The organism is Roseovarius sp. MMSF_3359, from assembly GCF_030733385.1.
Lineage (GTDB): Bacteria > Pseudomonadota > Alphaproteobacteria > Rhodobacterales > Rhodobacteraceae > Roseovarius.
On sequence record NZ_JASHJC010000009.1, the window covers coordinates 187,298 to 200,167 of the forward strand.

The 12,870-nt window shown below is 60.9% G+C and carries 12 protein-coding genes; 10 read left to right on the forward strand and 2 right to left on the reverse strand.

The genetic code is table 11. From position 1 onward, the window contains the following. The first annotated feature begins 100 nt into the window (after nucleotides 1–100). The 10 genes from RBB29_RS14560 (at nucleotide 101) to RBB29_RS14605 (ending at nucleotide 11,468) form a co-directional block, all read left to right on the forward strand. Complete coding sequence (locus RBB29_RS14560; protein WP_306114575.1) at nucleotides 101–1,132, forward strand: glycine betaine/L-proline ABC transporter ATP-binding protein; 1,032 nt, start codon at nucleotides 101–103, stop codon at nucleotides 1,130–1,132. Continuing rightward, on the forward strand, nucleotides 1,132–3,108 hold the full coding sequence (locus RBB29_RS14565) for a proline/glycine betaine ABC transporter permease (protein ID WP_306114574.1): 1,977 nt from the start codon (nucleotides 1,132–1,134) through the stop codon (nucleotides 3,106–3,108). The genes RBB29_RS14560 and RBB29_RS14565 overlap by 1 nt, the downstream gene beginning before the upstream one ends. Further along, nucleotides 3,108–3,491, forward strand: coding sequence for a cupin domain-containing protein (locus RBB29_RS14570; protein WP_306114573.1), 384 nt, complete (start codon nucleotides 3,108–3,110; stop codon nucleotides 3,489–3,491). The genes RBB29_RS14565 and RBB29_RS14570 overlap by 1 nt, the downstream gene beginning before the upstream one ends. After that, nucleotides 3,488–5,881 (forward strand): DUF1989 domain-containing protein, encoded by a 2,394-nt coding sequence (locus RBB29_RS14575; RefSeq protein WP_306114572.1) that lies wholly within the window; start codon nucleotides 3,488–3,490, stop codon nucleotides 5,879–5,881. The genes RBB29_RS14570 and RBB29_RS14575 overlap by 4 nt, the downstream gene beginning before the upstream one ends. A 26-nt stretch (nucleotides 5,882–5,907) precedes the next feature. Beyond that, nucleotides 5,908–6,333 (forward strand): DUF3291 domain-containing protein, encoded by a 426-nt coding sequence (locus RBB29_RS14580; RefSeq protein WP_306114571.1) that lies wholly within the window; start codon nucleotides 5,908–5,910, stop codon nucleotides 6,331–6,333. A 94-nt stretch (nucleotides 6,334–6,427) separates the two neighbouring features. Then, nucleotides 6,428–7,600, forward strand: coding sequence for an MFS transporter (locus RBB29_RS14585; RefSeq protein ID WP_306114570.1), 1,173 nt, complete (start codon nucleotides 6,428–6,430; stop codon nucleotides 7,598–7,600). A gap of 73 nt (nucleotides 7,601–7,673) precedes the next feature. Beyond that, nucleotides 7,674–8,696: an aspartate-semialdehyde dehydrogenase gene (locus tag RBB29_RS14590; protein ID WP_306114569.1), complete on the forward strand. Its 1,023-nt coding sequence runs from the start codon at nucleotides 7,674–7,676 to the stop codon at nucleotides 8,694–8,696. Nucleotides 8,697–8,889: 193 nt separating this feature from the next. After that, the gene (locus RBB29_RS14595) at nucleotides 8,890–9,249 is read left to right on the forward strand and encodes a hypothetical protein (RefSeq protein WP_306114568.1); all 360 of its coding nucleotides are present in this window, start codon (nucleotides 8,890–8,892) and stop codon (nucleotides 9,247–9,249) included. Nucleotides 9,250–9,423: 174 nt separating this feature from the next. Then, nucleotides 9,424–11,052, forward strand: a complete 1,629-nt coding sequence (locus tag RBB29_RS14600) for a DUF4139 domain-containing protein (protein ID WP_306114567.1) — start codon at nucleotides 9,424–9,426, stop codon at nucleotides 11,050–11,052. 89 nt (nucleotides 11,053–11,141) lie between these two features. Continuing rightward, complete coding sequence (locus RBB29_RS14605) at nucleotides 11,142–11,468, forward strand: DUF3775 domain-containing protein (RefSeq protein ID WP_306114566.1); 327 nt, start codon at nucleotides 11,142–11,144, stop codon at nucleotides 11,466–11,468. Between the two features lie 5 nt (nucleotides 11,469–11,473). Here RBB29_RS14605 and RBB29_RS14610 read toward each other — a convergent pair whose 3' ends face one another. Beyond that, the gene (locus RBB29_RS14610) at nucleotides 11,474–12,091 is read right to left on the reverse strand and encodes a glutathione S-transferase family protein (protein ID WP_306114565.1); all 618 of its coding nucleotides are present in this window, start codon (nucleotides 12,089–12,091) and stop codon (nucleotides 11,474–11,476) included. A gap of 21 nt (nucleotides 12,092–12,112) precedes the next feature. Further along, a complete protein-coding gene (locus RBB29_RS14615; protein WP_306114564.1) occupies nucleotides 12,113–12,763 on the reverse strand; it encodes a histidine phosphatase family protein in 651 nt (216 codons plus the stop codon). Nucleotides 12,764–12,870 lie beyond the last annotated feature (107 nt).

Sequence of the window (12,870 nt, forward strand, 5' to 3'; positions counted from 1 at the left end):
TACGATTGCCCGTCCGCCATTGGTTTCGGGCGGGTCTTCCAACCCAGGCAGGCAATTTCGTCACCTTGGCCTGTGACTTCCAAGGAAGGAAGCCTCCAGAATGAGCGACTCCACACCCGTTATTTCATGCAAGAATGTGTGGAAACTATTCGGCCCGAACCCCAAGCAATACTTGGCAGATATGGCGCCGGGCCGCAGTTTCGACGAAATCCGTGCCGACGGATACATCGCCGGCGTCAAGGATGTCTCGGTCGAGGTCGGCCGTGGAGAGATGCTGGTCATCATGGGCCTTTCGGGGTCCGGCAAATCAACCCTGGTGCGCTGCTTCTCGCGGTTGCATGACATCACCGGCGGGACCATCGAAGTCGATGGCCAGGACATTGGCGAGTTGGATGAAAACGGCCTGATCGAGATGCGCCGCAACAAGATGGGCATGGTATTTCAGTCCTTCGGCCTGCTGCCGCACCGGACGGTGCTTGATAACGTGGCCTTCCCGCTTGAGATGCGCGGGCAGGACAGACATGACCGGCGCGAGCGCGCGCTTGAGGTCATCAAACTGGTTGGCCTTGAGGGCCGCGAAGAGTATTTCCCGCGTGAGCTTTCGGGTGGACAGCAGCAGCGCGTTGGCATCGCGCGAAGCCTGGCGATTGAGCCTGACATCTGGTTCCTGGACGAACCGTTCTCGGCTCTCGACCCGCTCATTCGCCGTGAGATGCAGGATGAGTTCCTGCGCCTGCAGGAGATGCTGGGCAAGACCATCGTCTTCATTACCCATGATTTCGACGAGGCCCTGCGCCTCGCCGACCGGATCGCGATCATGAAAGACGGCGCGGTCGAGCAATGCGACACGCCGGATCAGATCGTGCTGAACCCGCAGACGCCTTATGTTGAGAAGTTCACCGAAGAGATCGAGAAATCGCGTGTGGTTCACGCGCGGGTGTTGGCGAACCCGGTGAACGGGACCGCCCCCGAGGGCGAGCCGGTGCGCGCCGGGCATACCATCCTGCAACTCGCGCGGCAGTTGGTGAACGATGCGCGTGAGGAACTCCCGGTGGCCAACAAGAAAGGCGAGTTGATCGGCGTCATGAACCGCCAGGAGGCCTTGGATGTACTCCTTGGAAAAGACACCTAATGGCCGATATCGCAACGAAAATTGACACGGACACACCGGGGCTGCCCCCGATGCGCATCGTGCAGCTTATGGTCGGTCTGGCGTTGGTATTGACCTTGGCGCGACCGGTTCTGCCTGATTTCCTTGTTCGTCTGCCGGAAAGCTGGATACCGCCCCTGGCGGATTGGCTCGATTATTTCTTCAATGTGATCGTGATCGAAACCCTCCGTATCAACGAATTGACGCGCTGGTTCGCCGAAGGGCCGCTTGATTTCATGCTGGGGTTCACCGCGAACCTGCTTGAAGGCAAACACCGCTGGCCCTTCGTTGGCCCGCTGCCATGGTCCTGCGTGGCGGCAGTGGCCGCCGTGATCGGCTATTACCTGGGCGGCTGGCGTTTTGCGCTTCTGGGCGGTGGCACATTTGTCTGGACCGCGATGGTGGGGCAGTGGAAGATCGCGATGCAAACCTTGTCGGTTTTGGCCGTTGCCGCGCCGCTGGCGTTTTTCATCGGCCTGCTGATGGGGATTGCGGCGTGGAAGTGGAACTGGTTCGACCGGGCGGTCAAACCCTTCCTCGCCATCCTGCAGACCATTCCGTTCTTTACCTACCTCCTGCCCGCGGTGATCTTCTTCAAGGTGGGTCCGACGGCGGGCGCCATTGCGACCACGATCTATGCGATACCGCCAATGGTCCTGATGACGGCGCTTGGCCTCAAGAAGGTCTCGCCCGAGATCGTTGAGGCGGGCAAGATGTCGGGTTCGACGCGCTGGCAGATGCTGACCAAGGTCTACATTCCCTCTGCCCGGACCGAGATTCTCGTGGGCGTCAACCAGGTCATCATGCTCTGTCTGGCGATGGTCGTTCTGACCGCCTTCATCGGAATGCCGGGGCTGGGTGGTAAACTCCTGGCGATGATGAACAGCTTCAAACTGGGCCGTTCGTTTGAGATCGGGGTGACCATCGTGCTCGTGGCGGTGATGCTCGACCGGTTCTCCAAGGCGTGGGTGGTCAAACTGCCCGAACATCATGAACGCGGCACATCGTGGTTCGTGCGTCACAAATACCTGGTGGCGGCGGTGGTGGGTTTCGTGGCCTTCCTGCTGATTGCGCAATTTGTCGAGATCCTCGACAAGGTTGGCCGTCGGCAATCCCTGTCGATGGGTAAGGAAATGGATGCGCTGATCAAGGGCTTCCTTGCCATTGATGCGGTGCAGGCCATCACCGGTTGGATGCGCTATTTCCTGAATGTCTGGGTGCTGATTCCCTTCCGTAATGCGCTTCTCTACATACCGACGCCCGCTTTCATCCTGCTGGTCGTGTCCTTCGCCTATTGGCTGGGCGGCAAACGGCCCGCGATCTTCGCGGCGACCTTCTTTACGATCGTGGCGTTCAGCGGTTGGTGGGACCGGTCGGTCATCACGCTCTATTCGGTGATCTCGGCGGTGATCCTGTCGATGTTCATCGGTATCCCGCTGGGCATCTTCGCCTCGCGGAGCGAGAAATGGTCAACCCGTATCCTGCTTCTGTGCGATACGGCGCAAACCTTCCCAAGCTTCATCTACCTCCTGCCGGCGATCATGCTCTTTGGTGTGTCGGACGTGACCGTGGTCCTGTCGATCGTGATCTTCACCACCGTGCCGCTCACGCGCTACACCATCGAAGGCTTGCGCAACGTGCCGGGGGAGATGACCGAGGCGGCGGACATGTCCGGTGCCACGAAACGGCAAAAACTGCTTAGCGTGCAGTTGCCCCTGGCGCTGCCGACCATGGCGGTGGGCTTCAACCAGGCGATCATGTTCGCCTTCTTCATGGTCATCATCGCGGCCTTCATCGGTACGCAGGATCTGGGCCAGGAATTGCAGCGCACGCTGGCGGGCACCGATCTGGGCAAGAACTTCGTGTTGGGCATGAACGTGGCCCTGATGGCGCTGACCTTTGATCTGACGATCATGAACTGGGCGCAGAAACGCAAAAAAGCACTGGGATTGAGCTGATGGCGAGCTTGTCGGAACACCGTACGATTGCCGCGTTCAACCGCGACGTATTTGAGCCGATGATGCTCGACGGTGAACCGCTCGAAGGCAGCTGGTGGCACAATATCTCCTATGACGAGGCGACCGGACAGGGCAGTTACCTGATGATCATGGCGCCCGGCGCGAAATCAAACCCGCACCGGCATAACGGACCCGAAGAATTCTACATGGTCGAGGGGGATCTGGTGGATTGCGATGGCACTACCTATCGCGCGGGCGATTTCATCTCGCTGAGTGGCGGCTCTGCCCATGACAGCCATTCGCCCTCGGGCTGCAAGATCGTGGTCACCCATCGCGGGGTGGTCGATAACATTTCCAAATCGGAATTGGAGGCCGCGTCATGAATGTCACGCCCGTCTTCCAGACCCCGTATGAGCGGGCCGGAGTCGTCACGCCGGGCTTGCCTATCCTGCCCCATGGCACCGAGCGGCACCCGGTCCCGGGTGGCGGTTCCCGCGCGGTGCCGGTCTACAAAGGGGACGAGATTTCGGTCCTGGATCGCGAGGGCCTACAACCCGGCGAGCTTGTGTTCTTCACGCCCGACGGTACGTCCGATGCGGGCATGCTTGGCGCCGCTTCGCAGGGCCGGCCCGATGGCGTGATCTCGGTTCTGGCCAACGGGTCTCGCTCCGGCGCGCGGGTGGCGGCGGCGCTCGACAAGGCCGGGTTCGACCTGGGCCGCGGGCAGGCGATCCGCATCTTTCCCGAGGGCTCTCATGCCGGGGATATGGCCACATTTGCCGCCTCTTGTGATGGCCTTTTGATCGTGGCCGCCCCGGGTGCGCAGATGCACCCCGGCGAGCAGAACCCGCCAACCGAATTGATCCTATATATCCGCCGCGCCGATCCCGGGCTTGCCAAGGGCTCCCACACCGCCCCTGACCCGCTTGCCGATCCGCTGGAAGATATCAACATCCAGCCCGGCCAAGCGCAGAGCTATACGGTCAAGAAGGGGCAATTCATTCAGATCCTCGATATCCAGGGCCGTGAATGCTCGGATTTCCAGGCGTTTTCCCTGCGCGCCCTCGACAAGGGGCTGGAGCGCGAGATCGACCCGACGACGACCCGCGCGCTGATGGGCAACATGTACCCGACGCCGGGTATCTTTTCGAAATACTGGAGCGTCGATCACGAACCGCTGGTCGAGATCGTGCAGGACACCTGCGGGCGTCATGACATGTTCGGCCTCGCCTGCACCGCGCGCTACTACGAAGATCTGGGATATCCCGGCCACCTGAACTGTTCGGACAACATGAACAAGGATCTGGCGCAATACGATATCCGTCCGCGTGGCGGCTGGCCTGCGATCAACTTCTTTTTCAACACCATGCTCGATGACACCAACGCGCTGGGTATGGACGAGCCGTGGTCGCGCCCCGGCGATTACGTACTTTTGCAGGCGCTGACCGATCTGGTCTGCATCTCGTCGGCCTGTCCCTGCGATGTGGATCCGGCAAACGGTTGGCAGCCCACGGATATTCAGGTGCGCACCTATGGCGCAACAGAGGATTTTGGCCGCTCGGTCGGCTACAGAAAATCAGCGGAGGCGGATTTGGAAGAGACCAAGAAGACAGGTTTTCACGAGTGTTTCGCCCGTCATACGCGCGACTTCGTGGAATATGCGGGCTATTGGCTGCCCAATCAGATGTCGAACCACGGGGCGATTGCCGAATACTGGGCCTGCCGCGAAAAGGCCGCGATCATGGACCTGTCGCCGCTGCGCAAATATGAGGTGACAGGGCCGGACGCCGAAGAGCTGATGCAGAAATGCGTGACACGCAACGTCAAGAAACTGGCGGTCGGACAATTGACCTACACCGCGATGTGTTACGAGCATGGCGGGATGATCGACGACGGGACGCTTTTCCGCCTGGGAGAGACGAATTTCCGCTGGATCGGCGGCAATGACACCTCCGGTCTGTGGCTACAGGAACAGGCGCGCACCTCTGGCTTGAACGTCTGGGTGCGCAATTCGACGGATCATCTGCATAACGTCGCGATCCAGGGGCCGCTCAGCCGTGATATCCTGAAGGAGGCGCTCTGGACCGCGCCGACCAACCCGACGGTCGACGAACTTGGCATGTTCCGTTTCACGGTCGCCCGTCTTGGCGATGTGAGCGGCACCGCGGTCGTGCTGGGCCGGGCCGGATATTCCGGCGAATTGGGATATGAGGTTTTCTGCCATCCCAAGGATGCGGTCGAGGTCTTCGATGCGATCTGGAAGGTGGGCGAGCCGATGGGGCTCACGCCCTTCGGTCTCGCGGCACTCGACATGGTGCGGATCGAGGCGGGGTTGATCTTTGCCGGATCGGAATTCGACGATCAGACCGATCCGTGGGAGGCCGGGATCGGCTTCACCGTGCCACTCAAGTCCAAGAATGACGATTTCATTGGCCGGGCCGCGCTCGAAGAACGCAAGGCGCACCCGCATCGCAAGCTGGTGGGTCTTGAGGTCGAAGGCGGTGTCGTGGCCTCACCCGGCGATTGCCTGCGGATCGGCAAGGCGCAAGTGGGTGAGGTCACCAGCGCGATGAAATCCCCGATCCTCGGCAAGAACATCGCGCTCGCGCGGGTCAGCGTCACCCATGCCGAACCCGGAACCGAGATCGAGATCGGACAGCTTGACGGACAGCAGAAGCGCCTCAAGGCACGGGTTGTGTCTTATCCGCATTTCGACCCGACCAAGGAGCGCGTCAAAGGGAATTACGACCAGCCGCTGGTGCCTGCGGAGTAACCACGCGCGGCTTCAGGAGACTGCCCATGGCGATCGCCCAGATGAACTGGGGGCGGATGAAGTTCGCCCCCGACGATACCCGTTTGTCCGAATTCATGGGGGCGGTGGCGCGGGTCTATGCCGAGGCCGAGGCGCATCCCGGGTTCATCTGGCGCATCCCTGACGACAATGCGGCGCACGAACTGGCGTTGCTTGGGCATGATGACAGGGTCTCGGCCACCGTATCGGTCTGGCGCAGTGTGGATGACCTGCGCGATTACACCTTCAACATCGAACATGGTGCATTCCTCAAGCGCACGGCGGAATGGTTCGAAGCGGTCGAGGGGCCGCAATTGGTGATCTGGGACGTGGACCCGCTTACCAAACCCGGCTTCGGTGAAGCCTTCGAGCGATTGGAGCATCTGCGCGACAACGGCGATAGCGCCATGGCCTATGGCTGGCCGGACACCTGATTTCCGGCATGTCCGCCAAGACGATACCCCATTGTGGTCGCGCGGCCATCATGCGAGGCAGGCACAGGGATTGTTCTGAATAGGGGATCACCCGATGCGTGCCGGTCTTACCCTCCTTTGCCTCGCCTATGTGCTGAGCCAGTTTTTCCGCGCCTTCCTTGCGGTACTCAGCGGCGTTCTGGCACAGGATATTGGCACGACGCCGGATGATCTGTCCTTTGCTTCTGGCCTCTGGTTTCTCTCGTTCGCGGCGATGCAAATCCCCGTCGGTTGGGCGCTGGACCGGATCGGGCCGCGGCGCACGGCATGGGTGTTGCTTCTGATTGGCGGGGCCGGTGGCGCGGCGGTGTTCGCGATGGCCACATCGGCGCTCCACATCAACATCGCGATGCTGCTGATCGGGATTGGGTGCTCGCCGGTGCTGATGGCCTCCTATTACATCTTCGCCCGGCAGTTCCCGGCGGCGCAGTTCGCGACGCTGGCGGCCCTGATGGTGGGCGTTGGATCGGTCGGCAACCTGGTGGCGGCCTATCCAATGGCCTGGGCCGCTGAAACGCTGGGATGGCGGTTGTCGCTTTGGACGCTCGCGGCGGTCTCGGGCCTCGTGGCGCTGGGTATCGCTCTGACCGTGCGCGACCCCGAACCGGTCAATGGCGAAACCCGCGGCTCCCTGTTGGATCTGCTGAAAATGCCGGTCCTCTGGACGATCCTGCCGCTGGCAATCGTGAGCTACACCCCCGCGGGCGCGGTGCGGGGCCTCTGGATTGGGCCCTACCTGCAGGATGTCTTCGGCCTCACAACCGGGCAGGTGGGACAGGCCACGCTCATCATGGGGGTGGCGATGATCTGCGGCACACTCTGCTACGGACCGTTGGATCGCCTGTTCAAAACGCAGAAATGGGTGGTTTTCGTCGGCAATGTGTTCTGCGCCGCGGCTGTTCTGGCGCTGGCGTTTTTCGTGGGGGTCAACCCGTGGCTCTCCATCGCGCTCTGCGCGGCGTTAGGGTTCTTTGGCGGCTCCTATCCGGTCATCATGGCCCATGGGCGCGGCTTCTTCCCGCCACACCTGGCCGGTCGTGGGGTGACCCTGCTTAACCTTTGCAGCATCGGTGGCGTGGGTGTGATGCAGTTCATCTCAGGGCCTTTGCACAACGCCGCCTCTGCCCATGGGGTCGAGGCCGGGTATGCGGCGGTCTTTGGCTTTATCGGGGTCTCACTGCTCCTCGGGATGGCGATCTATCTCTTCAGCCGCGACAGCACCAACTGACGCACCCCCTTTCCACTTCGGCGCTTAGGGGGTAAGAGGCCGCAGCCAACCCTCTAATACTGGAGAAAATCAAATGGGGTACAAGGTCGTCGTCGTTGGCGCCACAGGCAATGTGGGCCGCGAAATGCTGAACATCCTGGCCGAGCGCCAGTTCCCGGTGGACGAAATCACCGCGTTGGCCAGCCGAAAATCGCTGGGCACCGAAGTCAGCTTTGGCGACACGACACTCACGACCAAGGACCTCGATGTTTTCGACTTCACCGGCTGGGACATCGCGCTTTTTGCCGTGGGCTCCGAGGCGACAAAGGTCTATGCGCCCAAGGCCGCGGCGGCAGGCTGCATCGTGATCGACAACTCGTCGCTCTATCGCTACGACCCCGACGTGCCGCTGGTGGTTCCGGAAGTGAACCCCGAGGCGGTCGAGGGCTATGCCAAGAAGAACATCATCGCCAACCCGAACTGCTCGACCGCGCAGATGGTTGTGGCCCTGAAGCCGCTGCATGACCGTGCGACGATCAAGCGTGTGGTGGTCAGCACCTATCAATCGGTTTCGGGCAGCGGCAAGGACGCGATTGACGAACTGTGGAACCAGACCAAGGGCGTTTACGTGCCGGGTCAGGAGGTCGAGCCCAAGGTTTATCCGAAGCAGATCGCCTTCAACGTGATCCCGCATATCGACGTCTTCCTCGAGGACGGTCAGACCAAGGAAGAATGGAAGATGGTCGCCGAGACGAAAAAGATCGTCGACCCAAAGATCAAGGTCACGGCCACTTGTGTGCGCGTGCCGGTCTTTGTCGGCCATTCCGAGGCGGTCAATATCGAGTTCGAGGAGTTCCTCGACGAAGACGAGGCCCGTGATATCCTACGCGAAGCGCCGGGGATCATGGTGATCGACAAGCGCGAAAACGGTGGCTACGTCACGCCGATCGAATGTGTCGGCGATTTCGCCACCTTCATCAGCCGCATTCGGCAGGACAGCACGATCGAAAACGGCCTGAACCTCTGGTGCGTGAGTGACAACCTGCGCAAGGGCGCGGCCCTCAATGCCGTGCAGATCGCCGAAACCCTCGGCGCGCGGGTGCTGAAAAAAGGCTAAGAACCTTTGCTGAAGGGCGGGTCGTGCCGCCCTTCGGTTCTACCACTGTTATTTTTGCGAAATGTCTGCTGGGAGCAGGGGGGTAAGCAGTGCCTGCGGGCCTCTGCTTGTCTGGTTGCTGTGCCGGGCGTTACGGATTTCAGCGGTTTTTTGGTATCCTGAGCAGATAGTTTACCCTCTCAGGAGAAAATTAATGTCATTGGAAAACACCTTCGCAAACCGGCGTAACTTTATTGGTGCGGCTCTGCTTGCCGGTAGCGGAACGGTTGCGCTTGCGCCCTATTCCCGTCCGGCTGCTGCGCATAGCACTGGTGTGCTGCGCATGGTCGCGTTTGTCAGGAGCGTGTCTGGTGCTGCGTCTCAAACGGCAGTAAGTGCCGCCGAAAACCAACGAAGCCTGGTGAAGGAGCTCTCAAACGAGGGACAGGTTTCGCAAGAAGCTGAGCGACTGATAGATGACCAGTTTCAAATACTTGGTCAGTTGAACCAGTCTCTTTTGGATATGGACAATCTTCTGGTGGAGCTTTCCAAGGTCGTTGATCAGGACTGCTGACGGGGATCTCACCGAAGTCATTTCCCGGTTGGCATCACCGGAGCGGTTCGACAAAACCGCGGGGACCCGCGACGGAAACTGCGGTTAATCGCTGATCTTCGGTATTGGTTATTGAATTTGCCGTGTTCCAACCCCCACTTTAAGACCATCGTAGTGATTCAAGGAGTTTTCCCCATGCGTGCCTTGCCGATCGTTTTGGCCTTTTTCCCCACATTTGTCCTTGCCGAAGATATCGCTTTGACCAGCGCCGTGACGGCGGCAACGCTTTATCCCCAAGGCGCGACCGTCACGCGCGAAATTCCGTTTGAAGTCCCGGCGGGGCAGCACGAGTTGATCCTGACCGACCTGCCGCAGGGCACGCCGCTCGACACCGTGCGGGTGTCGGTCGAGGGCGTGACCATGGGCAGCCTGACCGTGCGCAATGACTTCGTGCCGCCCCGGAGTGGTGATGACGACGCCGCGATCAAGGTGGCCGAGGCCGAGGTCGAGCGGATCGAAGAACAGTTGCGCCTGGGATTAGCTGATGTGGAACGGATCACGCTTGAAGGCAATGCCGCAGAGGCCCGTGTCGCTTTCCTCAGCCAGTTGGGCGAAGGGGAGGGCGTGGCCGAATTGGACGTCTCGGCGCTACGCGACCTGGTGGGCATGATCGGCGAAGAGACCCTTGCCGCCGAGCAGGCCGCCCTTGACGCGCGGCTGCGCGCCGATGCGGCGCAACGTGGCCTGAAGGATTTGCGCGAGGCGTTGGAAAAGGCACGGCAAGCGTTGCAGGCGCTGGTGCCCGAGGACAAGGCGCGCGCGATGCTGGCCGTCTCGGTCTCTGCCGCGGATCAGACGCAAGGCATGCTGTCTGTTACCTACAACATCTGGGAAGCGAATTGGCAACCGGTCTACGATGTCACGCTGGAGCGCGCGTCCGGTCAGCTTGAGATCGAACGCGGCGCCTTGATAGCTCAGGGCACCGGTGAGAACTGGCGCGATGTGAACCTGACCCTTTCGACAGTGCGCCCGTCCGAGCAAACCGCACCGGGGCAGATCTGGCCCTGGCAACGCTGGATCGAAGATCCCGCGCAGGTCCGCTCGAAACAGTTGGAACGGGTCCAGGACTTTGCCATGGGGGCGGCGGCGGACGTCGTGATGGAAGCGGAAGCGCCGCCGATGGTCGAAGAGGCCGCAGCCGCCTTTGACGGGCTGGCGGTGACCTATAGCTATCCCAGCAAAGTGTCGGTTGCCTCCCGTGCCGATAACGTTCGGATTGCGCTTGGCGATCTGAGCACGTCTGCCGAAATCGTGGCGCAGGCTGTCCCGTTGACCGATAGCAATGCGTTCCTGATGGCGGGGATCACCAACGACATGGGTGAATTGATCCTGCCCGGCACGGCAATGTTCTACATGGATGGCCGGTTCATCGGACGGCAGGGCCTCGAGTTGATCCCGGCGGGCGCCGAGGCGGAGCTTTCCTTCGGGCCGATTGACGGGCTACGCCTGACGCGCACCGTGCTTGACCGCAACGAAGGCGATCGCGGGATCATCACGAAATCCAACGAGCTTTCCGAAGCGGTTGAAATCAAGGTCGAGAACCTGACCGGCGAGGCATGGCCCGTGCGCCTTCTGGACCGGGTGCCGTTTTCGGAGCAGGAAGACCTGGAGATAAGCTGGATGGCGAAACCCCGCCCAACCGAAGAGAATGTGGACGGCAAACGTGGTATCATGGCGTGGGAGTTCGAATTGGACGCAGGCGCCAACCGGCTCATTGAACTGGACCATGCGTTGGAATGGCCTGAAGGCAAGGTGCTGCGGTAGAGCGCACCGCCTCCTATTGAGCAAGATCAAAGACCTTTGCCGGCGGGGCTGGCAAAAGGGGATGGTTATGCGCTGACAGGAGGTACCAAATGCTTGATATCAGTACATATAAGATCGCCCAGGTTATCCTGATGGCGCGGGAATTGGAGCGGGCCGAAGGGGAGCTCCGAGCCTTTATCGACAGGTTGAGCGAGGATGAGCAGGCAAGCCTTGTGGCCGTTATGTGGATCGGGCGGGACAGTTTTGCCGCCGAAGATCTGGACGAAGCACTGGCCACCGCCCGCGAAGAAGCCACGACGCCCACCGCGGATTACCTTCTGGGTACGCCGCACCTGTCGGATCATCTCGAAAACGGTCTGGACGCGCTAGGCGTTTCGGTTGTCGATGACGAGGACGACCTGGTGCGCGGCGGCTGATCGACCTAGCCGAGCATGCCGCTGTCATGCACCCGTTTGACAGATGCGCGGGACTGCATCGCCGTCCGGAACGCCATGATTTTCGGGAAATCCTCGACCGTGACCCCGTCCCCTTCGAGCCAGGAGCAGACCACGTAGAGATAGGGGTCCGCGATGGTGAAGGTCTCGCCCATTACATAGGGGCCGGTCAGGACGTTTTCGACGACATAGGTGCAGCTTTCGGTCATTGTTTGCGGCACCTTGGCGGTCATGTCCGCGCGTGATGCCTCGTCATTTGCCCACCGGTGGCCGCGCATCTTGTGGGCGTGGTTCACATGCATGGTCGACGCCAGGTAATACATCGCCGCCCGCATATGGGCGGCGCGCCAGGGGTCGGTGGGGATCAGCTCGGCCTCGGGTTTCGAGGCGGCCGCGTATTCGAGGATTGCACCGGTTTCGGTCAGGATGCCATGATCGGTGACCAATGCCGGCACACGGCCCTTGGGGTTGATTTCGTGATAGGCCGGCTTGGTCTGTTCACCGGAGGCGAAATCGACGCGAACCGGTTCGAACGCCATGCCGGTTTCATCGAGGGCTATGACCGAAGCGATCGAGATGGTGTTTGGCGCGTAGTAGAGTTTCATGGGCGCAATCCCTTTCAGGGCTCAGACAAAAGTGCGGGCGTGGGCGCGGTCCGGCGCGTCCAGATGCGGCGTGGCGTTGAACGTCCCAAGCATCAGTTGATCGTGGACATAATGCAACCTGTGCATCGAACTGTTCATGATCTGAAGCATGACACGAGAGGTGGCGGCGGTGTCCAGGGCCAGAATGTGCCGCATGATGATGCCAATGACGCCACCCGATGTGACGAGCAATACCCGGCCATGCGCGCCGCAAAGCTCGTCGATTAACTGCGTGATGCGGGTGCTGAAACTGCTGAACCTTTCGGGGATCCCGTCCAGCAGGTCGCGGTGCCAATGGTCCATCAGGACAGGCAGGTGATGGACATAGTCACTGACGCTTTGCGGATAGGGCGTACCGTGCTGCTTTTCCAGGGCCTCGGCCATCGGGAAATATTGCAGCTCGTTGAGGCGTTTATCCTGTCCGGTGATCTCGAAACCCATGGCGCGGGCGGTGTCGGCCTGCCGGGTCAGCGTGCCGGTCAGGACATGATCGAAATGATCGTTTGTCCCGCGCATGTGATCGCCCAGCCAGGCCGCCTGTTGATGGCCAAGATCGGATAGCCGGTCATAGCTGGCCTCGTCCTTGGCGTTGGAATTGGCCTGGCCGTGGCGGACTAGGATGATTTCGGTCAAGTCGATGGTCCTGCGTGCGTTGAATTGCGCGCAGGGTAGCGTCCCGTGTCGAACTTCGAAAGAAAGAGTTGCGGAATTTTTGGGTGGCAGAGCGGCCCCGTGTCGGA

Excerpts from the sequence above, each read along its gene's own strand:
- RBB29_RS14565 (WP_306114574.1), top strand. The coding sequence starts at position 1,132 with ATGGCCGATATCGCAACGAAAATTGACACGGACACACCGGGGCTGCCC.
- RBB29_RS14560 (WP_306114575.1), top strand. The coding sequence starts at position 101 with ATGAGCGACTCCACACCCGTTATTTCATGCAAGAATGTGTGGAAACTA.
- RBB29_RS14575 (WP_306114572.1), top strand. The coding sequence starts at position 3,488 with ATGAATGTCACGCCCGTCTTCCAGACCCCGTATGAGCGGGCCGGAGTC.
- RBB29_RS14610 (WP_306114565.1), bottom strand. The coding sequence starts at position 12,091 with ATGAAACTCTACTACGCGCCAAACACCATCTCGATCGCTTCGGTCATA.
- RBB29_RS14600 (WP_306114567.1), top strand. The coding sequence starts at position 9,424 with ATGCGTGCCTTGCCGATCGTTTTGGCCTTTTTCCCCACATTTGTCCTT.
- RBB29_RS14585 (WP_306114570.1), top strand. The coding sequence starts at position 6,428 with ATGCGTGCCGGTCTTACCCTCCTTTGCCTCGCCTATGTGCTGAGCCAG.
- RBB29_RS14590 (WP_306114569.1), top strand. The coding sequence starts at position 7,674 with ATGGGGTACAAGGTCGTCGTCGTTGGCGCCACAGGCAATGTGGGCCGC.
- RBB29_RS14580 (WP_306114571.1), top strand. The coding sequence starts at position 5,908 with ATGGCGATCGCCCAGATGAACTGGGGGCGGATGAAGTTCGCCCCCGAC.
- RBB29_RS14570 (WP_306114573.1), top strand. The coding sequence starts at position 3,108 with ATGGCGAGCTTGTCGGAACACCGTACGATTGCCGCGTTCAACCGCGAC.
- RBB29_RS14605 (WP_306114566.1), top strand. The coding sequence starts at position 11,142 with ATGCTTGATATCAGTACATATAAGATCGCCCAGGTTATCCTGATGGCG.
- RBB29_RS14595 (WP_306114568.1), top strand. The coding sequence starts at position 8,890 with ATGTCATTGGAAAACACCTTCGCAAACCGGCGTAACTTTATTGGTGCG.